This is a genomic window from Pannonibacter phragmitetus DSM 14782 (assembly GCF_000382365.1).
Lineage (GTDB): Bacteria > Pseudomonadota > Alphaproteobacteria > Rhizobiales > Stappiaceae > Pannonibacter > Pannonibacter phragmitetus.
The window spans coordinates 43,944-67,196 of record NZ_KB908217.1; the positions used below are offsets into that span (position 1 = coordinate 43,944).

The 23,253-nt window shown below is 63.5% G+C and carries 18 protein-coding genes; 11 read left to right on the plus strand and 7 right to left on the minus strand.

Going from position 1 to position 23,253, the window contains the following annotated elements:
* Positions 1-13 precede the first annotated feature (13 nt).
* Positions 14-985, minus strand: a complete 972-nt coding sequence (locus tag H163_RS0107045) for a TRAP transporter substrate-binding protein (protein ID WP_019963857.1) — start codon at positions 983-985, stop codon at positions 14-16.
* A 26-nt stretch (positions 986-1,011) separates the two neighbouring features.
* The gene (locus tag H163_RS0107050; protein ID WP_019963858.1) at positions 1,012-2,295 is read right to left on the minus strand and encodes a TRAP transporter large permease; all 1,284 of its coding nucleotides are present in this window, start codon (positions 2,293-2,295) and stop codon (positions 1,012-1,014) included.
* 276 nt (positions 2,296-2,571) lie between these two features.
* On the opposite strand from H163_RS0107050, the gene H163_RS0107055 reads away from it, so the two are divergent.
* From H163_RS0107055 to H163_RS0107065, 3 genes are all read left to right on the plus strand, one after another.
* Complete coding sequence (locus tag H163_RS0107055; protein WP_081625978.1) at positions 2,572-3,483, plus strand: LysR family transcriptional regulator; 912 nt, start codon at positions 2,572-2,574, stop codon at positions 3,481-3,483.
* A gap of 222 nt (positions 3,484-3,705) precedes the next feature.
* On the plus strand, positions 3,706-4,896 hold the full coding sequence (locus H163_RS0107060) for an efflux RND transporter periplasmic adaptor subunit (protein WP_019963860.1): 1,191 nt from the start codon (positions 3,706-3,708) through the stop codon (positions 4,894-4,896).
* A gap of 157 nt (positions 4,897-5,053) precedes the next feature.
* The gene (locus tag H163_RS0107065) at positions 5,054-8,263 is read left to right on the plus strand and encodes an efflux RND transporter permease subunit (protein WP_019963861.1); all 3,210 of its coding nucleotides are present in this window, start codon (positions 5,054-5,056) and stop codon (positions 8,261-8,263) included.
* 77 nt (positions 8,264-8,340) lie between these two features.
* Here the strand turns inward: H163_RS0107065 and H163_RS22355 are convergent, their stop codons facing one another.
* On the minus strand, positions 8,341-9,900 hold the full coding sequence (locus H163_RS22355; protein ID WP_019963862.1) for an MDR family MFS transporter: 1,560 nt from the start codon (positions 9,898-9,900) through the stop codon (positions 8,341-8,343).
* A 181-nt stretch (positions 9,901-10,081) separates the two neighbouring features.
* Between H163_RS22355 and H163_RS22360 the strand changes: the two genes are divergently transcribed.
* Entirely contained in the window at positions 10,082-10,675 is a 594-nt protein-coding gene (locus H163_RS22360; protein ID WP_019963863.1) for a MarR family winged helix-turn-helix transcriptional regulator, read from the plus strand.
* A gap of 11 nt (positions 10,676-10,686) precedes the next feature.
* Here H163_RS22360 and H163_RS0107080 read toward each other — a convergent pair whose 3' ends face one another.
* Together H163_RS0107080 and H163_RS0107085 are read right to left on the minus strand one after the other, a co-directional pair.
* Positions 10,687-11,898 (minus strand): alanine racemase, encoded by a 1,212-nt coding sequence (locus H163_RS0107080; protein ID WP_019963864.1) that lies wholly within the window; start codon positions 11,896-11,898, stop codon positions 10,687-10,689.
* A gap of 514 nt (positions 11,899-12,412) precedes the next feature.
* Positions 12,413-14,521: a 3-hydroxyacyl-CoA dehydrogenase NAD-binding domain-containing protein gene (locus tag H163_RS0107085; protein WP_019963865.1), complete on the minus strand. Its 2,109-nt coding sequence runs from the start codon at positions 14,519-14,521 to the stop codon at positions 12,413-12,415.
* Between the two features lie 218 nt (positions 14,522-14,739).
* On the opposite strand from H163_RS0107085, the gene H163_RS0107095 reads away from it, so the two are divergent.
* From H163_RS0107095 to H163_RS0107120, 6 genes are all read left to right on the plus strand, one after another.
* On the plus strand, positions 14,740-15,594 hold the full coding sequence (locus H163_RS0107095) for a transketolase (protein WP_019963867.1): 855 nt from the start codon (positions 14,740-14,742) through the stop codon (positions 15,592-15,594).
* Positions 15,591-16,634 carry a transketolase family protein gene (locus H163_RS0107100; RefSeq protein WP_019963868.1) on the plus strand — a complete coding sequence of 348 codons (1,044 nt, stop codon included), beginning with the start codon at positions 15,591-15,593 and terminating at the stop codon, positions 16,632-16,634. The genes H163_RS0107095 and H163_RS0107100 overlap by 4 nt, the downstream gene beginning before the upstream one ends.
* 34 nt (positions 16,635-16,668) lie before the next feature.
* Positions 16,669-17,421, plus strand: a complete 753-nt coding sequence (locus tag H163_RS0107105; RefSeq protein ID WP_019963869.1) for an SDR family NAD(P)-dependent oxidoreductase — start codon at positions 16,669-16,671, stop codon at positions 17,419-17,421.
* Positions 17,422-17,510: 89 nt separating this feature from the next.
* A complete protein-coding gene (locus tag H163_RS0107110; RefSeq protein WP_019963870.1) occupies positions 17,511-18,476 on the plus strand; it encodes a TRAP transporter substrate-binding protein in 966 nt (321 codons plus the stop codon).
* Positions 18,476-19,063: a TRAP transporter small permease gene (locus H163_RS0107115; protein WP_026355553.1), complete on the plus strand. Its 588-nt coding sequence runs from the start codon at positions 18,476-18,478 to the stop codon at positions 19,061-19,063. Before H163_RS0107110 ends, H163_RS0107115 begins: the two co-directional genes overlap by 1 nt.
* Positions 19,064-19,111: 48 nt before the next feature.
* Positions 19,112-20,368, plus strand: coding sequence for a TRAP transporter large permease (locus H163_RS0107120; RefSeq protein ID WP_019963872.1), 1,257 nt, complete (start codon positions 19,112-19,114; stop codon positions 20,366-20,368).
* A gap of 12 nt (positions 20,369-20,380) precedes the next feature.
* On the opposite strand, the gene H163_RS0107125 is transcribed toward H163_RS0107120, so the two are convergent.
* Together H163_RS0107125 and H163_RS0107130 are read right to left on the minus strand one after the other, a co-directional pair.
* A complete protein-coding gene (locus H163_RS0107125; protein WP_019963873.1) occupies positions 20,381-21,370 on the minus strand; it encodes a LysR family transcriptional regulator in 990 nt (329 codons plus the stop codon).
* A 68-nt stretch (positions 21,371-21,438) separates the two neighbouring features.
* A complete protein-coding gene (locus tag H163_RS0107130; RefSeq protein WP_019963874.1) occupies positions 21,439-22,149 on the minus strand; it encodes a GntR family transcriptional regulator in 711 nt (236 codons plus the stop codon).
* A gap of 330 nt (positions 22,150-22,479) precedes the next feature.
* Here H163_RS0107130 and H163_RS0107135 point away from each other — a divergent pair, with 330 nt between their 5' ends.
* Positions 22,480-23,253, plus strand: coding sequence for a LamB/YcsF family protein (locus tag H163_RS0107135; RefSeq protein WP_019963875.1), 774 nt, complete (start codon positions 22,480-22,482; stop codon positions 23,251-23,253).

Sequence of the window (23,253 nt, forward strand, 5' to 3'; positions counted from 1 at the left end):
GCGGGGGCAGGGGTTACTGCAAATAAGGGCTCAGGACGTCGATGTAGTCCTGCGGCACGGTCTGGGCCCAGACGCTCCTGGTCGCCGCCATGAACTTGTCGCGCTCGCCCGGCTCCAGCGGGGTGATCTGGATGCCGCCGTCGGCGATGACCTTCTCGAAATAGGCTGCCTGTTCTTTCGCCCAGACGCGGTTGGCGGCAATGCCCTTTCGGGTTGCCTCGTCCACATAGCCGCGCGTTTCGCCGTCAAGGGACTGATACCAGTCATCGGAGAACATGATGACCTTCGGCACGGGACCGGCATCAAGCGGGGTGTAGTACTTCAGGAGATCCACCTGACCGGCAGCCACCACCGTGGAGGGCGGGTTGAGGTGGCCGGAAGCCACGCCAGTCTGCAGCGCCTGCGGCGTTTCGGCCCAGCTGACCACGGTGCCCTTGGCACCCCAGGATTCGAAGAACTTGATCTGGTCGCCGTTCTGGGCGCGAAGGCGCATGTCCTTCACGTCTTCCAGCTTCGTCACCGGCTTCTGGGTGTTGAAAAGGCCTAGCGTGCCGCCGCGCATGGCGTAGCCAGGCACACGGACGCCGATGCGGGAGGCCTCTTCGTTGACCCGGTCCATCGCACCAGACTTTTCCATGACCGCATCGAACTGCTCTTCATCCGCCATGATGAACAGCAGGAACAGGGTGCGTGAGAAGTCGGAGGCCTTGAACAGCATGCTGACATTGCCGACGTTGACGTTGATGAGGCCCTGCGACACCTGGTCGAGCCGGTCCTCTTCCTTGCCCATGGTGTTGGCCGGATGCACCACAGTCTCGATGCCATGCTCCTTCAGACTTTCGCTGAAGGCGTGGATGAAGACGTATTCGGCATCGTTTTTCAGGTCTTCCTGGCCGGCAAAGGCAATGACGACCGGGTCTGCGGCGAGCGCGGTGCCCGCCATGAAGGCACCTGCAAGGGTGCTGGCAATCAGTCTTTTCAGCATGTCTGTTCCTCTGTCTGGAGTTCTTGTCAGTTGATGAGCCCGAGGTAACGGGGAAGGGCGAGGCTGATCGACGGAACGTAGATCAGCACGGCAAGGAGGATCAGCTCGACCACGAGGAAGGGCATTACGGCCCGGACAAGGCGCCAGTAGCCGATGTTTACCACCGTGGAGAGGATGAGCAGCACTCCGCCGAGCGGAGGGGTGAGCAGGCCGACCGTCAGGTTGAAGCCTACCAGAATGCCCATATGCACCGGATCAACACCCAGGGCGATGGCAGGCGGGATGAGCAGCGGCCCGAGCAGCGCCACGGCTGCTTTCACATCCATGACCATGCCCGCCAGGAGGAAGATGACGTTGAGCACCAGCAGGTAGCCGGTGGGGCCAAGGCCCAGTTCCCCGATGAAGCCACCAAGTTTCTGGGGCAGCTGTTCGATCGATGTAAGGTAGCCGAAGGTTGCTATGGCAACGAGGATGATGAAGACAGCACCCGACAGAGTGATGGTGCGGCCCAGCGACTCGATCACGTCTTTCGGTGTCAGCCGGCGGTAGATGAGGCCGACGATGAAGGCCGCAACCACGGCAACGCCTGCCGCTTCCGCCGGCGTCATGACGCCGAAGAGGATGCCGCTGAGGATGATGACCGGCAGCGTCAGCGCGGGAAGGGCGGCAAACAGCGAGGGGAAGAAAGCCGGAATGGCAGTGCCGCGGCCACCTGGATGATCATGCTTGTGAGCCAAATAGGCGTTGACCGCCATAAGCACCGCAGCCAGCAGCAGGCCCGGCACCACGCCGGCCGCAAACAGGGCCACAACGGACGTGCCCATCAGCGCGCCGTAGAAAATCAGGATGATGGAAGGGGGGATGATCGGGCCGATGATCGAAGAGGCCGCCGTGACCGCGGCGGCATACTCACGGCTGTAGCCCTCCTTCTCCATCACCGGCACAAGCGTGTTGCCGAGCGCTGCCGCATCCGCAGTCGCGGAACCGGAAACCCCTGCGAAGAAGACGGAGGTCAGGATGTTCACATGGCCAAGGCCGCCCTTGAACCGGCCCAGCATGGACATGGAGAAACGGATCAGCGCCTCCGTGACGCCACCCCGGTTCATCAGTTCCCCCGTCAGGATGAAGAGCGGCATGGCAAGGAAGGCGAAGACATCAAGCTGTCCCATTACCCGCTGGGGCAGGGCCGCAAGATAGCGGGCATCGCCGAGAGCGAAGAAGCCGATGATCGTCGCGCTTCCGACGAAATAGGCGATGGCGCTGCCGGCCATGAGCGAAATGATCAGGAAGAGAACGGGAACTAGCGTCATCGAGGGCTCCTTGTCCCGGCAAAGGGATCATCCCGCTGTCATTCGTTCAATACGAAATTTTTTCTTTAATAATAGCTTGTAGCTATGTCTGTCCTTGATTTTAAAATATAAATGATAGTTTACGGTGATTTGAAACCGTCGCTCATGGGCTGCCGTGCGTCTGATAATCTGAAAAATTCAACAGTTTTTCGAGTTTGCGAAAACAATGTGCATCCTGCCTAAGAATAGGTCAGTGCTCTGGTGTGTGGTTTCATCAGCCCTGCTTGAGGGGAGATCATGAAAGCGATCAATCTCCATAGACTGCAGATCTTCCGGACGGTCTATGAGCTTGCCGGGATTAGTGCTGCAGCGCGAAAATTGAACCTTGCCCAGCCGACGGTGAGCCGTCATCTCGCGGTTTTTGAGGATGAGCTGAAGGTCTCGCTGTTTTCCAATGTGGCGGGGCGCATAGAGCCGACCTGGGAAGCGCAGCGGCTCTATGCGGAAACCAGCGGCCTGTTCGAGCGGGTGTCGATGCTGGAGCGCAGCGTCGAAGCGCTGCAACGCGGGTCATCCGACTCCTTGCGCATCATCGGGGCGAACACGCTGTGTATTTCGCTCATTCCGGAAGCGGTTGGCAGCTTGCAGCAAAAGATGCCTGATCTGGCCATTTCCGTTGATGGTGGCGGTGCTGCCGCACAGCTCATGGCCTTGCGCGGCGGCATGGCTGATATCACGGTGGGGGCGCCTGTCGCGGGCAGTCCGGACCTGAGGCAGGATCACATAGGCCGCACGGCGCTTGTGGCTGTCATGCCGAAGTCCCATCCGCTGGCGGACCGCAAGATGCTTGATCTGCATGCCTTCAACGGGCTTCCCTGTGTCATGCCGAACCCCAAGGCGCCCATCGGCGGACTGGTTCACAAGGCGTTCGAGGCGGCGGGCGCCGTTCCGTCGCGGGTTCTGTCGGCGATGTCTCCGTCCTTCGCCATCGGTCTCGTGGCCAGCACCGGCTGGTGCAGTGTCACGGATGAGATCACCGCCCATGACTTTGGCCGCGGGCGGCTGGCGGTCATTCCTCTGGAGAAGCGCATCGAGATCGAGCTCGTGACGCTCGAACTCTCCCGAAGTCCTTCGCGCAGAAGTGCTGGTGTGTTCAAGGACGCGCTTGGGCGGGCTTTCAAGGCCTATGGTCAGCGCGCAGCGCGTTGACTGGGAGGGCATGAGCCAGCCTGATACACTCTGGTACAAATTTTCCGGGGTTTGCCGCGCTGTGCCGCCAGATTGACCAGTTTTGCTGCAAATTTCCGCTGGCAACGGGGTCAAAAAATTTTGATGTTTCCCGATGTAATGTTCACGCTACATCTCGCATGTTACAGGCGATACCGGTTTTGAGCTTGGCGGCCGAACGGAAAATTTGAACTGGAGTTTCATGTGTCGCTTTGGAGACAATCGCTTCTAAGCCTTGTCATCATTGTTGCTGGTCTTGGCCTTTGGGCCAGGTTCTATCCCGGTGCAGGTGAAATTCTGGCGCCTGCCGGTCTTGGCTGGCTCGCAGCGGCCTCCACGCCCCCGGCATCGGGTGGCGGGCAGGGGGGCGGCCAAGGGGGAGGTCAGGGCGGCCGCGGGCCGCAGGGGATCGTCAACGTGGCGCCGGTCACCCAGCAGACGATCAACGACCGCCTCTCCGCCATCGGCACGGGCCGTGCAGTCCGGTCCGTCGAGGTCCGGCCGTTTGAATCCGGCCGCATGACGGAAATTCTTGTCAGGTCCGGTGCCGTCGTGAAGCGTGGCGATGTGATTGCCAAGCTTGATTCCGAGGCTGAAGAAATTGCCGCCGAGCGCGCCGAGATCGCCCTCAAGGATGCCGAAGCGCGGCTGGGCCGCACCCGGCAACTGCGCCAGTCCAATTCGGCCAGCGACGTGCAGGTGACCGATGCGGAACTGGCGGCAGACAATGCCCGGCTGGTCCTGCGCGAGGCGCGGCTGACCCTGTCGCGCCGGTCAGTTGAAAGCCCGATCGACGGCATCGTCGGCATCCTGCCGATCACGGATGGCAACTATGTCACCTCGTCTTCGGTGATTGCCACCGTTGAGGACCGTTCGGAGCTGCTGGTCGATTTCTGGGTTCCTGAACGCTTCGCAGGGATTGCCGTCGGTGCTCCGCTGAGAGCCGTGTCCGTTGCCCGCCCGGGGGAATATTACAACGGTGAAGTGAGCGCCGTGGACAACCGGGTCGAGACCGAAAGCCGGACCCTGCAGGTGCAGGCCACGATCCGCAACGACGGCGACCGGCTGCGGCCGGGCATGTCCTTCCAGGTGGAAATGCGGTTCCCCGGCGAGACGTTTACTGCGGTCGATCCGCTGGCCGTCCAGTGGGGCGCGGATGGCGCCTTTGTCTGGGCGGTGCAGGACGGCAAGGCAAAGCGCACGCCGGTGCGCATCATCCAGCGCAACACCCGCAACGTGCTTGTGGAGGCCGAGCTGAAGCCTGGCGACGAGGTGGTGACGGAAGGGCTGCATCTGGCCCGCGAAGGCGCCCCGTTGAACATCGCCGGACGGCAGGCGCCGGGTCCGGCGGGGAATACGGCCGCCAAGCCAGCCGCTGCGCCAAGCGGTTCCTGAGATCCCGTGCGGCCGGATAGGGCCGGCGGCCGCCGCGCATGACTGCACTGGTGCCGCCCATGGCGTGGCGCCGCGGTCCTGCCTTTGAGGACAAACCTTCCCGCAGTCCGCACCGCCCGATGCGGCGGGCTGCCCGGGACACCGGAACGAGGCCAAGATGAGCTCCAGCCATAAGCCTGACCGCAGCTTCACCGCCCTGTTCGTCCGCCGCCCCGTGCTGGCCTTCGTGATGAACATGCTGATCGTCGTCGCCGGCCTTGCCGCATTCTTCGGCGTTGAAATCCGCGAGCTGCCGGATGTGGATCAGCCGGTCATTTCCATCCGCACCACCTACAATTCCGCCTCTGCCGAGACCATCGACCGGGAAGTGACCGGCGTGATCGAGGGCGCGGTGTCGCGGGTGTCCGGCGTCAAGTCGATCTCTTCCTCATCCTCCTATGGCGAGAGCCGGGTGACGGTGGAGTTCTATGACGACGTCAACCTTGATGCCGCTGCCGCCGACATGCGCGATGCGCTGGGGCGCATCACCAACGATCTGCCTGAGGATGCGGATGCAGCCCGTATCGTGAAGGCGGATTCCAATGCGCAGCCCGTGGTGCGTCTTGCGCTGACCTCCGATGCCATGTCCGTCGAGGACATGACGGTTCTGGTGGAGGACGAGATCGCGGATGTGCTGTCCGCCGTGCCCGGCGTCGCGGATGTGCAGATTTCGGGCGACCGGCAGAAGATCTTCCGCATCGACATCGATCAGGCAAAGATGGCCAGCCTCAATCTGACGGTTGGCGATGTGGCGTCGGCCCTGTCCACGATGGCCTTCGATACGCCTGCCGGCTCGCTGACCAGCCAGACGCAGGACCTGATCGTGCGGGCAAGTGCGGCCATCGATACGCCGGAAGCCTTCGAAAGCATCATCCTGAACCGGCGCGCCCGGCTTGGAGACTTTGCAACGGTGACGCTGGGACCGGATATCGGCCAGTCGCTGCTCAGGGCCAATGGCAAATCCGGCATTGGTCTTGGCATCATCCGCGCGGCCCAGTCCAACACTCTCGAAATTTCGCAGGGTGTCGCGGCGGCGGCAGAGCGGATCCAGCAGACTTTGCCGGAAGGCACGAAGATTGAAGTCACCAGTGATGATGCAACCTTCATCACCGGCTCCATCCACGAGGTGGAGATTGCGCTGATGATTTCCGTCAGCGTGGTGCTGCTGATCATTTTCCTCTTCCTGCGGGACTGGCGGGCCACGCTTATTCCGGCCGTGACCATGCCGGTCGCGCTGATCGGCACGCTGGCGGCAATCTATCTGGCCGGTTTCTCCATCAACATCCTCACCCTGCTGGCGCTGGTTCTGGCGACGGGCCTCGTGGTGGATGACGCCATTGTGGTGCTGGAAAACATCGTGCGCCGCCGCAACCAGGGCATGGGGCCACGGGCGGCCGCCGTTCTGGGCACGGACGAGGTGTTCTTTGCCGTGATCGCGACGACGGCAACGCTGGCGGCCGTTTTCGTGCCGCTGTCCTTCCTGCCCGGGCAGACCGGCGGCCTGTTCCGGGAGTTCGGCTTCGTGCTGGCGATTGCGGTGCTGCTGTCGTCGGTCGTGGCCCTTTCCCTGTGCCCGATGCTGGCGTCCCGCCTGCTCAAGGGCAAGGTCGCCAATATGGGGGCGGACGAAACGGTCATCCTTGAAACAGAGGCACAGGATGGTGCCGGAGAAGCACAGGCTGCTATCCCTGCCGGACAGGCTGCCAGCCAGGCCGCCAGACAGGCCGATAGCGGTCTGGCAAGTCTCTACCGCCGGACCCTGAAAGCCTGCCTGGATGCGCCCATGGTGGTGCTTGCCGTGTCGCTGCTCTTCGCCATGTCCGCCGTGGTGCTTTTCGGCACCATCAAGTCCGAGCTGACGCCGTCCGAGGACCGGTCCATCGCCTTCATGCGGATCTCGGCCCCGCAGGGCGTAAGCCTTGACTATCTGGCGGAGCAGATGACGCGTGTCGAGGAACTGATCCAGCCGCTGCGCGACAGTGGTGAGATCACCAGCACCTTCTCCGTTGCCGGGCAGGGTGGCCGGTCCAACAACGGCTTCATGGTGATGCGTCTGGCGCCCTGGGAGGCACGCACGCGCTCGCAGCAGGAGATCGTTGCGGATGTGTCGCGGCTCGTGCGGGACGTGCCAGGCGTGCGGGCCTTCGTGTTCCAGCCCAACAGCCTGGGCATTCGCGGGGCAGGCTCAGGCCTTCAGTTCGCGGTGGCCGGCAGCAATTATGCGGCCCTTGGGGAAAGCGCTGCGAAGATCGTTGCGGAGCTGGAAAAGGATCCGCGCTTCACCCAGCCGCGCCTGTCCACCGAGGCAACGCAGCCGCAGCTGTCGGTCTCCATCGACCGCGAGCGGGCGTCGGATCTCGGCATCGACATCAACGGCCTTGGCAATGCCATGCAGGCGATGCTGGACGGGCGCCGCGTCGGGCAGGTCTTCATCGAAGACCGCAGCTTCGATGTGAAGTTTGTTTCCACTACCAACCCGATCAACGATCCGACGGACCTGGAGAACGTGTTCCTGCGCACCGGCGACGGCCGTTTCGTGCCGGTGGCCACCATTGCGACGCTGACCGAAAAGGCGGTTCCGCCGCAGCTCGACCGCGAGCAGCAGCTGCGTTCGGTCGCCATCACCTCCAGCCTTGCGCCGGATTTTGCACTGGGGGATGCCTACAAGGTGGCACAGGAGATTGCCGCCCCTCTGCTGCCGCCGGGCGGGCGCATCGTGCCGCTGGCGGAGGCGGCGACGCTGGGCGAGCAGTCGGCCAGCATGGCCCGCACCTTCGGCTTTGCCTTGCTGATCATCCTTCTGGTGCTGGCCGCGCAGTTTGAAAGCTTCATCAGCGCGCTGATCATCATGTTCACCGTGCCGCTGGGGTTGGCCTGCGCGGTCTATGCCATGGCCTTCAGCGGCACTTCGCTCAATGTCTACAGCCAGATCGGCCTTGTGCTCCTTGTGGGCATCATGGCCAAGAACGGCATTCTGGTGGTGGAATTTGCCAACCAGCTGCGGGACAAGGGCCTTGGTGTGCGCGAGGCGGTGGAGAACGCGGCCAACATCCGCCTGCGGCCGGTGATGATGACCATGCTCTGCACCATCGTCGGCGGTGTGCCGCTGATCCTGGCCTCCGGTGCCGGTGCGGAGGCGCGCGTTGCCTTGGGCTGGATCATCGTCGGCGGCCTTGGCCTTGCGACCTTCTCCACCCTCTACCTGACCCCGGTTGCCTATCTCCTGCTCGGCCGCTTCATCAAGCCGCAGGCAGAACAGGAGAGCCGTCTTGAGCGGGAAATGAGCGATGCGCGTGACGGTGCAGCGCGGACGACACCGGGCGAGTGAGATCACTCCGCAAAGACAGAAAAGCCTCCGCCAGTGAACCTCTGGCGGAGGCTTTTGCTTGTTTGCTTCGGACTTGTTCAGCCCTTTGCCTCCCCCACCGGCAGGCGGATGTTGCGTAAGGCGAGGGCGGCACCGAGACCAACTGCGGCGATGAGGGCGGCTGTCAGGAACAGCGGATGGAAGGCGGACTGGTAGATGCTTCCAAGCAGGTGCCTTGCGGTGTCCGGCAGGGCCGCTGTCTGTGCAGGCGACAGTTTTTCCAGATGCTCGACACCGGGTACCTCGCCCATGTGGCGGCCAAGGCCTGCGGAGAGGATTGCGCCATAGATCGAGATGCCGATGGAGGCGCCGCCGATGCGGGTGAGGGTGACGCTGCCGGTGGCCGCGCCCACGTCCCGCCTGTCTGCCGCATTCTGCACGCCCAGCACGGGCACCTGCTGGCCGATGCCGACGCCGATGCCCTGCGCCAGCATGATGAGCCCCAGCAGGATGGTGGGGGTGTTGCTGCCGGTGAAGCTGTAGGCCAGAAGCATCACCACGCCGATCAGTGTCGAGAGCACGGAGAAGATCTTGTAGTTGCCCGAGGCCGACATCAGCCTCCCGGCGGAAAGCGAGCCGATGGCGATGCCGGCGGTCAGCGGAATGAAGAACACACCGGCTGCCGAGGGACTGAGGCCAAGGCCCGACTGCAGGTAGAGCGCATAATAGGTGACCAGACCAATGCCGATGGCGCCGCTTGCCGCCGAGATGGTCAAGAGCAGGCAGATCTGGCGGTTGCGGAAGAGCGAGAGCGGCAGTACCGGTTCCGGTGCGCGCCTTTCCACCTGGATGAGGGCAACGAGGGCCAGCATGCCGGTGCCGAGAACCGCAAGGGCCGTGGGCGACAGAAGCCCGCCGAACAGTTCCGAGCCATCGGCCCACAACACGATGCTGCCCGTCACCATGGCCGCAAGTATGGCGCCCGGATAGTCGATCTTCGGCTTCCGGTCCGGCCGCTTGTAGGGCAGCATGACCGCAAGGGCGGTGAGAACGATGATGCCGACCGGCAGGTTGATGAAGAAGATCGAGCGCCAGCCGAACAGGTCGCTCATGGTGCCGCCCAGCATCGGGCCGATGGCGCCGGAGAGCATCAGCACGAGGCTGGAATAGCTCTGGTAGCGGGCCCGCTCGCGCGGGGCAAAGAGGTCGGCGTTGATCGAGAAGATCGTCACCATGATGCCGCCGCCGCCAAGGGCCTGCAGCACGCGCGCTGCAATCAGCGTGTTCATCGAGACGGCAAGGGCACAGGTGAGCGAGCCAACGGTGAAGATGGCGATGGCAGCCAGCATCACGTATTTGCGCCCGAACAGATCGCCCAGCTTGCCATAGACCGGCATCACGGCGCTGGAGGCGAGAAGATAGGCGGATGCCACCCAGCCGAACCGCTCGATCTGGCCAAATTCGCTGACGATGGTGGGAAGGGCCGTGGCAACGATCTGGTTGTCCAGCGTCGCCATGAAGACGCCCATCAGCAGGAACAGGAAAATGATGACCCTGCGCGGGTGGGGCGGTCTTTCAGGCGGGGTGGTGTGGGGAAGGGCCGCTGAAGCGGCAACACCGGCTTCAAGCTCCGCCGGTTCCGTAAGATGCTTGTTCATGGCAAAAAGGCCGTCCAGAAACTCCGCCCTCCACGGAAAGGCCCGTGATCCCTCGGACGGATGATTGAAAAATATGTGCCGTTGGCATATATGTGTCAATGTCAAATAAGTGACAAGGGCATGCTTTGTGAATAGGGGGCGCGGGTCTGTTCAGGCAGTGCCAGGCAGCTCGGGCGGAAGGATGGCCATGGGGCAGGAAATGGATGATCAGGTGCCAGCTCAGAACCGGGAACGGCAGGAAGAGGATTTTTCGCTGATCTCCGCAAGTCTCGGCCGCATGCGCATGATGATCGGCCGCCGCATCATTGGCCGTATCGCCCTGCAGCAGACCGAGCCGGGGCTGGAGCTGACCCATCTGGATGTCATCGACGCCGTGCGCCGCCGCGCGCCGGACGGCGAGGTGACGGTCGGGGCGATTGCCGAATTCATCCGGGTGGACCCCTCCCGCAGCAGCCGGCTGGTGGCGGATCTGGTGCAGCGTGGCCTGTTGCGCCGGACTGTGTCGCAGGAGGATGCGCGCCGCAGCGTTGTGGAGCTGACGGAGCGCGCCCACGCGTATTTCCGCGTTGCCGACCGGGTGAAGCAGGGCTTCATCCGCGACATCACGGCAGACTGGAGCGCGGAGGATCTCGACAGGTTCGCGGTGCTGCTGGAGCGTTTTGTGACGGGCTTTGAAGACCGGGCCCGCATGCAGGGGGAGGCTGGCCCGGAAAGTATGCAGGCAAGGGCAGCATCACAGGCCCCGGCACAAGGCCGGGGCGGCGCGGAAGACTGAGGCGGCCTGCCTCACTCCGCGATGACGATTTCCAGCGGACGCGGGTGCGACAGGAAGTCGAGATGGCTCATGGAATAGCCATAGGCGCCCGCGAGCCCGACGACGAAGAGATCGCCGATATCGGCCGCTTCAAGTTCCACCGGAGTTGCCGTCAGCTTGTCGGCGGAATTGCACAGGGCGCCGCCGATGAAGGCGGTTTCGTTGCGCACCGACTGCTGGCCGTCAAAAATGGCCGGGGCATTCATGCGCACCACGTCCACCGGGTGGTTGATCTTCAGGGCAATGGGACGGCGGAAATGGTGTGAGCCGCCCTGGCAGACGATCTGCTTCATGCCGACGCTGGTCTTGATGTCGACGATCTCGGTGCAGTACCAGCCGCTGTCGGCGGTCAGATAACGTCCCAGTTCCAGCACGAAATGGCGGCCACCGAAGCCATGTTCGGCAATCAGCGCCGTCAGGCGCGCAGCATAGGCTTCCGGCTGGAAGCCGCGGCCTGTCTCCAGATAGTCAATGCCGAAGCCGCCGCCGAAGTCGATGGTGCTGCACTGGAGGCCGGGCACACGGGCTTCCGTTTCCTTGGCCAGTTCGAACACGCGGCGGCAGTTTTCCAGAAGATCATCCAGCTGCAGCACGCCCGAGGCGGAATAGACATGCAGGCCCCGGAAGGCGAGATGGGGCAGGGCGGCGATCTGCGGCAGCTGGCCGAAATACAGTTCCTGATCGATGCCGAACTTGGAGCTGTCGCCGGAGAAGCTGGCCTGCGCATCATGCACATGGAAGTTGGGATTGACGCGGACAAGGATCTCCTGCGTCACGCCATGGCGGGCGCAGATCTGCTCCAGCCGGTGCGCCTCGGTCAGCGATTCCACATGCACCAGCTTGATGCCGGTCGAGACCGCCCATTCCAGCTCTTCCGGCGACTTGCCGGGGCCGGTGAAGACGATCTGCTTCGGCGCAAAGCCCGCCTCCAGCGCCTTGCGGCCCTCGCCGATGCTGGCGATTTCGACGCCTGCCACATCCGCCGCCAGTGCCGCCTTGAGGAACGAGCCGTTCGGATTGGCCTTCATCGCATAGAAGATGCCGACTTCCTGCGGCAGTGCTGCCTTGAGGGCGGCAATCTTGGCCTTCATGACCGTGAGATCATAGACGAAGAAACTGCGTCCGTTGGTCTTGTCCGCACCAAGCTTTGCGATGGACTGGCGGACATGGGCAGGCAGAAACATGGATGAGGCCCCTCGGGGTTGCGTGCCGTCCTGTGGCTGGTCCTCTGGCTAGTACCGCATCTGTCACTGCTGGCAAGACAGGCCCTGCACATGGTTCTGTGCGAGGCGGAAGGCCTTGACGGGCGGCAGGCACGGGGGAGGGGCTTGAGGAGCCACCGGCTGGTTTTCAGCCTGTGATAGACCGCCTTGCCCTTCCGATGCCAGCCATTTTTACGGGAATTTGCAGAAGCATTTTGTCCGCAAGAGCGGGGTTTGATCCGGGTGGCAGGCAGGTGCGAGGTCCTCTCCGGCTGGGTAGGGAGCGTTCACAACGGACTGTCAATGAGCCTCCAACTCCTCTCCCCCCTTGAGGGGGAGATGCCCCCGTCAGGGGGCAGAGGGGGGTAACGGACTGTCCGTTTATGAGAGAGATCTGCCGTATTGAGGCGCTGCTACCCCCCTCTGTCTGCTTGCGCAGACATCTCCCCCTCAAGGGGGGAGAGGAGCGCTGCGGTCATATGGAAGCGCCTTGCCTCTATGCCGCCTCTCCTGCATCCAGATCCGCGAAGGTCTTGCCTTCGCTGGCAAGGCGGACGAGCAGGGGGGCGGGGCGCCAGAAGTAGGCGTCGTCTGCCGAGAGCCGCCTGATGTCCTCCAGCACCGAGGCAATGCCCACCGTGTCGGCGTAATGCAGCGGGCCGCCGCGCCAGCGGGGGAAGCCGTAGCCGGTGAGCAGCACCGTGTCGATGTCAGATGCCCGGCGGGCGATGCCCTCTTCCAGAACGCGGGCGGCCTCGTTGATCATCGCTGCCATATAACGCCGCTGAATCTCGTCTGCCGTGAAGCTGCGCGGGATGATGCCGGCCTCCTTGCGGGCCTCCTCCAGCAGGGCGAGGATTTCCGGGTCCGGGCGGCCCTTGGGGCTCTGCTCATCGTAGATGTAGAAGCCGCGCCCGGTCTTCTGGCCGAGCCAGCCCCGGTGATAGAGCCCGTCGGCAAAGGTCACCACCCGCTCTTCCGGCGGGCGCGTGGGGGCGCGGCGCTGGCGGGAGGCATAGCCGATGTCGATGCCCGCCAGATCCGAAACCTGGAACGGCCCCATGGCAAAGCCGAAATCCGTCAGCGCGGCGTCGATCTCGTAAGGGCTGGCCCCGTCCATCATCGTGTAGTCGGAGGCAAGGCGGTACTGCATCATCAGCCGGTTGCCGATGAAGCCGTCGCAGATGCCGGAATAAACGCCGGTCTTGCCGAGCTTGCGGGCCAGATCGAAGGCACGGGCGATATGGGCAGGCGCCGTCTTTTCTGCCACGACGATCTCCAGCAGCCGCATCACATGGGCGGGGGAGAAAAAGTGAAGGCCGATCACGTCTTCCGGGCGTGAGGTGACGGCGGCGATGGCGTTCACATCCAGATAGGAGGTGTTGGTGGCCAGCGTTGCGCCCGGCTTGGCGATGGCGTCCAGCGTGCGGAACACGTCCGTCTTCACCTCAAGGCTTTCAAATACCGCCTCGATGATGATGTCGGCCTCCGCCAGAGCCTCATAGGTGGTGGCGGTCTTCAGCTTCAGGCTCAGGATTTCATCGCGCTGTTCCGCGCTCAGCTTGCCGCGAGCGACGGCGCCATCGAGATTGCGGGCAATTGTTGCGCGCGCCTTTTCGGCAAAGGCCTCCTCGCGCTCGATAAGGGTAACGGGCAGACCGGCAAGCAGCGCTGCCGTGGCAATGCCCGCGCCCATGGTGCCGCCGCCGATGACGCCTGTGGAGGCATAGGGCGGCGGGGTCAGCCCGGCGATCTCCTTCGCCTGCGCGGCCTTGCGCTCGGCAAAGAAGACGTGGATGAGGGCGGCGCGCTGGGGCGTCTGCATCAGGTCGAGGAAGCGCTTGCGCTCAGCAGCCAGTCCCTCCGTCCGGTCCATGCGAGTGGCATCTTCCACCGCGTCGATGGCGGCCAGATGCGAGACCTCACCGCGATTGCGGGCACGCACCTTCTTGCGGGTGGCCTCAAAGACAGCGGCATCCGCAACGGGGCGGTGGCGCAGGCCGGTCGCCACGGGGCGGCTGACGGAGCCTTCTGCCACGGCGCGGACCTTGTCCTTTGCCGCTGACAGCAAGTCAGCCGCAGGCACCACGGCATCCACAATGCCGAGGGACAGCGCTTCGGCAGCGCTCACCTGACGGGCGGTGGTGATGATGTCGAGGGCCGCTTCCACGCTCGCAAGGCGCGGCAGGCGCTGGGTGCCGCCAGCGCCGGGCATCAGGCCCAGCGTCACTTCCGGCAGGCTGACCCTGGCCGTTTCAGCGGCAATGCGCAGATGGGCGCCGAGGCCGACTTCACAGCCGCCGCCGATGGCCGCGCCATTGAGGGCGGCTGCAATGGGCTTGGCGCTGTCTTCAATGGCGTTGATCACGTCCGGCAGATAGGGGGGCTGCGGTGTCTTGCCGAATTCGGTGATGTCGGCACCGCCGACGAAGATGCGTCCAGCGCCGGTGATGACGCCGGCAATGGCGTCACTATCCGCCGCCAGCCGCGCCACCGCCTCCAGCAACCCGGCCCGCACGGCCTGCGACAGTGCGTTGACCGGCGGGTTGGCGATGGTGATCACGGCAATGCCGTCCTGAACTTCATATGAAACGGGAGTGGTCATTGCGCCCCTCTGTTATCTCTCCGCACGCCGGCGCAACTTGCATGACCGGCGCCACAAGTTCAACCGGCCAGAGGGGGGATGCTGCCGAAAGCGCAGCCTGCCGGTGAGAGACTTGTGAAGCTGAGCTACACAAGTCTTGAATTTTTCAAGACAGCTTCTGCCGCCGCCCGGTGCTACGCCTATTGCAAGGGCTGACAAGTGCCACTGGGAGGAAACACATGAATGCCGGTTACCGCCATCGGGCGGGTGCGAATGTTTCGCTTGAATTGCGTGCCTGGAACATCCGCCGAAAGGCGCTGATGATGGGCGAAGTGCAGGGGCAGGGCTATATCGGCCAGGCGCTTGGCATCGCCGATGTGCTGGCCGCGAGCTATTTCCACGCGCTGAACTACAAGCCGGAAGAGCCGGAGTGGGAGGGGCGTGACCGTTTTCTGCTCTCCATCGGGCACTACGCCATCGCCCTTTATGCGGTGCTGATGGAGGCGGGTATCCTGCCGGAAGACGAGCTGGAAACCTATGGCATGGATGACAGCCGCATGCCCATGTCCGGCATGGCCTCCTACACCCCGGGCATGGAAATCACCGGCGGCTCGCTGGGGCAGGGCCTCGGCATTGCCGTTGGCATGGCGCTTGGCCTGAAACGCAAGAAGAACCCTGCCTTCGTCTACAACATGATGTCAGACGGAGAGCTGGGCGAAGGATCGACCTGGGAGGCCGCCATGTCCGGCAGCCATCACAAGCTCGACAATCTCATCTGCCTCATCGACTTCAACAACCAGCAGGCGGACGGCAAGTCCACGGAGATGCTGTGCTCCGAGCCGCTGGATGCCAAGTGGGAAGCCTTCGGCTGGCACTGCCAGCGGGTGAATGGCAACGATCTGGAGGCCGTTGTTGCCGCCTTCGATGCCGCCCGGGCGCTGAAGGAGCCCCGGCCCCGCGTCATCATCTTCGACACCACCATGTGCAAGGGCGTGCCCTTCCTGGAGAGCCGCGAAATCACCCATTTCGTGCGTGTGGAAGCTGATGAATGGTCCAAGGCACTGGCCGTTCTGGAAGAAGGAAAGCCCCAATGACCCTCGCCTCGATGGCCCGCAAACATGAGCCGCGCAAGGTGCAGCTGGCACCGGACGGCTCGCGTATGGCAACCAGCGCCATGATCGCCTCGCTCGCCGCTGAAGGCTATGACACGGTGATGGCTCCCTTCGGCCACGCGCTTCTTGATCTGGCAAGGCAGAACGAGCGCGTCGTCGGCCTCTCGGCGGATCTGGCGAAATACACGGACATGCATGTGTTCTCGCAGGCGATGCCCGAGCGGTTCTATCAGATGGGCATGGCCGAGCAGTTGCTGATGTCGGCTGCGGCAGGTCTGGCGCGGGAGGATTTCATCCCCTTTGCCACCACCTATGCGGTCTTTGCCTCGCGCCGGGCCTATGACTTCATCGCCATGGCGATTGCCGAGGAAAACCTGCCGGTCAAGATCGTCTGCGCCCTGCCGGGCCTGACCACCGGCTATGGCCCAAGCCATCAGGCGACCGAGGATCTGGCGATTTTCCGCGGCCTGCCGAACATGACGCTGATCGATCCCTGCGATGCGGATGACATTGCCGGAATGGTGCCGCAGATCGCCGCTCACAACGGGCCTGTCTATTCCCGCCTGCTGCGCGGCAAGGTGCCCAGCGTGCTGACCCGCCACAAGCCGGACTACAAATTCGAGCTGGGCAAGGCCCAGACAATCCGCGAGGGCAAGGATGTACTGGTGATCTCCACCGGCTTCATGACCATGCGGGCGCTGGATGCTGCCGTTGCCCTTGAGAAGGACAATGTGGATGTGGCGGTGCTGCATGTGCCGACCATCAAGCCGCTGGATACGGCCAAGATCCTTGAGGAGGCACGCAAGGGCGGACGGCTTGTGGTGACGGCAGAAAACCACACGGTCGTCGGCGGTCTGGGAGAGGCCGTTGCCGGCCTGCTGCTGACCAATGGCGTCACCCCGTCCTTCCGCATGGTGGGCTTGCCGGACGAGTTCCTGGAAGCCGGCGCCCTGCCGACGCTGCACGAGATGTACGGCCTGTCCGTGGACAAGCTGACTGCCCGGATCAGGTCCTGGCTCTGAACCAAACGGAATAGCCGAACAGGAGGAGGAATTCATGGGTCTGTTGAAGGGCCGTTTTGCCGTCATCACCGGGGCCGCCTCGCCGCGCGGTCTGGGCAAGGCAACGGCACAGCTTTTTGCCGAGCATGGCGCGACCGTTGCCATTCTGGATCTCGATGCGGCGGCTGCGGAAGCTGCTGCTGCGGATCTGGGCGCCGGGCACGTGGGGCTTGCCTGCAACGTCACTGACAAGACGGCCTGCGAAGCCGCCGTGCGCGAACTGGAAAGCCGCTGGGGCCGTGTCGATGTTCTCGTCAACAATGCCGGGATCACCCAGCCGCTGAAGATCATGGACATTGCACCGCAGAACTATGACGCAGTTCTGGATGTGAACCTGCGCGGCACGCTCTACATGAGCCAGGCCGTCATCCCCGGCATGCGGGCGCGCAAGAGCGGCAGCATTGTTAACCTAAGTTCGGTTTCGGCGCAGCGCGGCGGTGGCATCTTCGGCGGACCGCATTACTCTGCTGCCAAAGCAGGGATTCTTGGCCTGACCAAAGCCATGGCCCGCGAACTCGCCCCCGACACGATCCGTGTCAACGCAATCTGCCCCGGCTTCATTGCCACCGATATCACGGCTGGAAAGCTGACACCGGACATGAAGGAGATGATCCTTGCAGGCATACCCATGGGCCGGGCCGGAACGGCTTCCGATGTGGCGGGATGCGCGCTGTTTCTGGCCTCTGACCTTGCAGCCTATTGCACGGGCACGGAGGTGGATGTGAACGGGGGCTCGCTGATCCACTGAGCACTTGGCGCGGCGGTGGATGAAACCGGGAGGAGAACCGTTTCATCTGCCAGAGGCCGCAAACCGAAATTCAAACGGGAGGAAATCCGATGAAGGGAATGATCTATGTAGTGCTGGCCGCTGCCACCATGCTCAGCAGTGCTGCGCAGGCCGATGAGGTGATCTTCGCCCACGGTGCCAATCCTGGCAATCCGCGCTATGTGGCGGCCGAGAAGTGGAGCGAGCTTTTTGCCGCCTGCAGCAACGGGGCTCACAAGGTCAACCTCGCGCCATCGGCCACCATGGGCGATGATGTGGAACTGCTGACCTCTGCCGTTGGCGGCGTCATTCAGGTCACGGCCAACAGCCAGGGTGCCATGTCGCAGATGGTCCCGGAAATTGGCCTTCTCGGTCTGCCGTTCCTCTTCAACGATCTTCCCGCTGCCTGGGCGGTGCTGGATGGCGAAGTGGGAGACATGCTCGACAAGCGGGCGCAGGATTCAGGCCTCAAGATCCTCGGCTTCTGGGACAACGGCATCCGCAACGTCACCCACCTGACGAAGAGCGTTGCCAATCCGGCTGACATCAAGGGCATGAAGATCCGCACGCCGCCGGATCAGATGACGGTCGCCATTTTCGAGGCCCTGGGTGCCTCACCGGCGCCGCTCGCCTTCTCGGAGCTTCCCAGTGCGCTGCAGGCCGGTGTTTTCGATGGGCAGGAAAACCCGCTGACCAACATCTATTCGGCCAAGCTGCACGAGATCACGCCCTATGTGACGCTGACCGGGCACAAGTACGAATCCACCCCCGTTGTGGCGGGGCTTGCCTGGTGGGAAAGCATCGACGACGCCACGAAGAAATGCGCTCTTGATGCAACGGCAGAGGCGGGCAAGCTGCAGCGCAGCCTGTCGCAGGAAGGTGACCAGACCCTGCGGCCGAAGATGGAAGCGGAAGGCGCCAAGTTCTTTGACGCTGACAAGAAGGCCTATCAGGCGGCGACCGCCTCCGTATACGACAAGTATGCGGCCCAGTATCCGGATCTGGTGGCGGCCCTCAAGAAAGCGGCGGGCCTGTGATGAGCGCGGCTTCATCCGGCGGGGAGCGGATGAGCGGGGAGGGGCGGCAGCGCCCCTTCTCCAGCCCGCCCTTCATGAACCATCTGCGCAAGGTGGTGGTGCTGCTGGACTGGAGCGGCTGCCTGATCGCAGTGGCATGCCTTGCCATGCTGTTTGCGGCGCTGCTGGTGAACGTGATCCTGCGCTATTTCTTTGGCTCGGGCATCGCATGGGCCTATGAGATCCACGCTCTGCTGCTGCCATGGATGGTTGCTGGCGGCATGGTGATTGCCTCGGCACGGGGCAGCAACATCGCGATTACACTGCTGCCGGAGATGCTGAGCACGAGCCAGCGGCGGGTGCTGCGGTTCATCATCAACGCGGTGATTGCCGTCATCGCGGTCAGTGTCCTGTGGTCCGGACAGCCGATCCTCAAGGCCTCGAAATTTCAGTCCCTGTCTACGCTGGGGATCAAGCAGATCTGGGGCTATTCCAGCATGGTCTATGCCTTCGGTGGCATGGCCGTCATTGCCGTGATCGAGGCCACTGCGGCGCTGCTCCCCGGCAATGCTGCGCAGGAGGGGGATGGCCGGGCCAGCTTCTCCTGACGGCCGGTTCGCGCTTCTCCAGAATTCAGATCCTGAAAGGAAACGGCCATGACCGCTCCGCTCTTGTGGATTTTCATCATCCTGATGGCCATTGCCGTTCCCGTTGCCCATGCCATGCTGGGCGGTGTGGCTGCTGCGCTGTGGCTGGAAGGCAAGCCGATGGCGGTGATCATGCAGCGGCTCTACACGCCGATGCAGAGCTTCCCGATGCTGGCCATCCCGTTTTTCATCCTGGCTGGAAGCCTGATGATGTCCGGCCGTTTCGGGGTCTATCTCGTCAACATTGCCCGCCTGCTGGTGGGGCACATGAAGGGTGGCCTCGGGCAGGTGTCCATCATCGGCTCCGTCATCTTCGGCGGCGTGTCGGGCTCTGCGGTGGCGGATGCCACCGCGCTGGGCAATGCGCTCATTCCCGTCCAGAAGAAGCAGGGCTATCCGGCCGGCTTTGCGGCGGCAATCAATTCGGCTTCCTCCACCGTCTCGGTGCTGATTCCCCCGTCAATTCCGCTGATCCTCTACGGGCTCGTCGCCAATGTCTCGATCATCAATCTGTTCGTCGCGGGCATTTTGCCGGGGGTGATGCTGGCGGTGGGCATGTTTGCCGCCGTCTGGTTTGTGGCACGCCGCAAGAACCTCCCGCGCGCGCCGCTGGACGGCGGATTTTCGGCCTTCCGGAAGGAAATCATAGCTGCCATTCCGGCCATGCTGATGCCCGTCTTCGTCATCGGCACCCTGCGCTTTGGTGTTGCCACACCGACGGAGGTGAGCGTGCTGGCGGTGGCCTATGCCTTTGTCATCAGCGGGCTCATCTACCGGGATCTTTCGGTGTCCATCGTCTGGCGCGCCTGCATCGAGACGGCGGTGATGACCGGTGCAGTGATGTTCATCATCATGGCTTCGTCCACCATCCAGTGGCTTTTGACGGCCGGGCGTGTGCCGCAGGATCTGGCCTTGTGGGTGACCGCGACCTTCTCGGAGCCCTGGATGGTGATCCTCGCGCTCAATATCGTGATGCTGATTGTCGGGGCGCTGATCGATCTGCCGGCTGCCGTCCTGCTGCTGGGGCCGCTGTTCGTCACGATTGGGCAGGCCATCGGCCTTGATCTGGTGCAGCTTGGGCTGATCATGGTGGTGAACCTGTCCATCGGCCTTTACACCCCGCCCGTGGGCACGACGCTCTTCATCTCTGCGGCGATAGCCAGGGCGGGCATAGGCGAGGTGATCAAGGCGCTGCTGCCGTTCTATCTGGTCGCCATAACTGTGCTGCTGATGATCTCGTACCTGCCGTTCCTGACCATCTACTGACAGGCGGCCTGTTCAGGGTGTCGTGTCAGGGCCGGGGCCGATCAGCTCCGGCCCAAGTCCTTCGCGGAAATGGCAGCCGAGGCTGGTGAGCAGGGCACGGGCGCGGGTTTCATGCTCCTGCGCTGCCCCTTCAAGCCAGCTCGAGAACCGCGAGACAATGCGCCGGTTGAAGTGTTTCGGCGGGCAGACGAGCCAGTAGGCGGCAAAGTCGATGACGGGGAAGTCCGGGCAGAAGGGAACAAGCTCCCCGCGCTCCAGTTCCGGCAGGCATAGCGTCAGACTGTCCAGCGCCAGCCCGCCGCCCTGGCGTGCCAGTTCGATCGACATGGACGAGCGGTCGAAACGGAATTGATAGCTGAGACTTGGCAGGTTGATGCGGTTGGCCGCAAGCCACAGGTCCCAGCGGTAGAGCATCTTGACGCTGTCGATGAGCTTTGCATGCGCCAGCTGCTCCACCGGGTCCGGCGAGATGGCCTGCAGCGCACGCAGGTAATCCGGGCTGCAGAAGGGCAGCACCAGATCATTCATCACCGGATTGACGGTGAGGCCCGTCCAGCCGCCGAGGCCATAGCGCAGGTCAAGATCCACCACCTCCGTCTCGAACACGGTGAAGTCCGGCGTTGCGTCGATGCGGATGTTCCATTCCGGACTGGTGCTGGCGAAGGCGGCAATGCGGGGCCCGAGCCAGCGGACGCCAAAACTGGGGCTGACGCGGATCGTCAGGTTCCGGAGGTCCCGCTGCCGGACGATGGCCGAGCGGGCATTGCGAATGGCGGCGAAGGCCTGAGTTGTCGTCTGGAACAGGCGGTCGCCATCCAGCGTCAGCACCAGACGCCGCTTTTCCCGCCGGAACAGGCGCACGCCGAACTGGCTTTCGAGCAGCCGGATCTGCTGGCTGACGGCAGACGGGGAGACGCCCAGCTCCTCAGCCGCCCGCGTGACACTGCCCAGCCGCGCCACGGCCTCGAAATACTCGGTCGACTTGAGATTGATGTCCCGCATGGGCGGCAGACTAGATCAGTCTGGACTGGCTGTAAAAGGCAATCGCTTCAGACAGATGTGCCTTTTGCTCAGCGAGGTTTGCGGTCCGCCGGCTTGCGCTCCAGCCTTTCGTAGGCGCCCAGGATGAAGCGCTCGGCCTGCTGCAGATAGGCTTCCAGCTTTGCCGAGGCTCCGGCCGCATCACCAGCGGTCAGCATGTCGAGGATGATCTGGTTCTGGTCCACATAAGGCCCATGCAGATATTCCGGATCATGCAGAAGGCCGAAGACGAGACGCAGCTCGGCGGAGACCTGCGCATAGAAGGCGGAAAGGCGCGGGCTGTCGGCGAGCTCCACAATGGCCGAATGGAAGGCGATGTCGGCGCTGCCGACGCTGAGCCATTCCCCGGCTTCACGGTGGGCGCGCGCGGCGTCAATGGCGGCCTGCATTTTCGCCACGGCCGGGTGCAGCGGATGGGCACTGGCAAGGGCAGGGCATTCGATCAGGCGGCGGATGCGGTAGATGTCGACAATCGTCGACATGTCCGGCGTGACGACGAAAACGCCCCGGTTTGCCTCGTGCCGCAGCAGGCCTTCCTTGGTGAGCAGGCGGAACACTTCGCGCAGGGTGTTGCGGGAGACCTGCATGGTTTCGCAGAGCTGCACCTCCGACAGGTGACTGCCCGGTGTCAGCACGCCGTCGATGATCTTCTGCCGCATGCGCCCGGCAACAACATCCGCCAGAGGCTGCGCGTGTTCGTCTGCCGGAGCCGCAAGGCCAGCCGGTCCGGGTTTCTTCATGTCTGCTCCCTGCGGAATGGTTGTCAGGCCATTCTTTCCTGCCCGGTTTCCCCGGTTGCCCTTGCGGACCGGAGAATCGTGTGTCCGGGCAAACTATGAGGCACTGCGCACCGCTTCAAGCGGCATGCGTGCGCCTGCCGGTCATCCTGCTGCATGCATGTGCAAACTTGCAGTATTTGCTAAAATTGTAGGCGTCAACATGCCACATTGCAGTGCAATGCAATAAAGTTGTTCAACAATATGGACAAGCCTGTTCGCCTTTGCTACGCCTTGAAGCAAGGGGAGGGCCATGCTGTCCTCCTGTCAGGGTTGCGTGGCAAGGCAGGGCAGATGCGGGTGATCGACCTCAACAGCGATCTGGGCGAGAGCTTCGGTGCATGGACCATGGGCGATGACAGCGCCATGCTGGACATCGTCAGCAGCGCCAATGTGGCCTGCGGTTTCCATGCGGGCGATCCGGCCGGTATCCTGCGCACCCTGAAGGCTGCTGCCGCGCGCGGCGTCACGGTCGGTGCTCATGTGGGCTACCGCGATCTTGCCGGTTTCGGCCGCCGCAATATGGACCCGTCCAGCGAAGAGCTGACCGGCGACGTGATCTACCAGATCGGTGCCCTCAAGGGGCTGGCAGCGGCTGCGGGGATGCAGGTCACCTATGTGAAGCCGCATGGCGCACTCTACAACACCATCGCCTTTGATGCCCGGCAGGCCGCTGATGTGATCCATGCCATCAAGGCGGTGGATTCCTCGCTCGTGCTGGTGGCGCTGGCGGGTTCACCGCTGATCGCGCAGGCCCGTGCGGCTGGCCTTGAGGTGGTTGGTGAGGCTTTTGCCGACCGGGCCTATACGCCGGATGGCAAGCTGGTGTCGCGCCGCGAGGCGGGCGCCGTGCTGCATGATCCGGAACTCGTTGCCCGGCGGATGCTGCAATTCGTCTCCGAAGGAACCGTGGAAGCCATCGATGGCAGCCTTGCCCCGGTCGATGCCCAGTCCATCTGTGTGCACGGGGACAGCCCGGATGCGGTCGCCATGGCCCGCCGGGTGCGCGAGGTGCTGGAGGCGGCCGGTCACCGCATTGCCCCCTTTGCCGCGGCGGGCAAGGCCTGA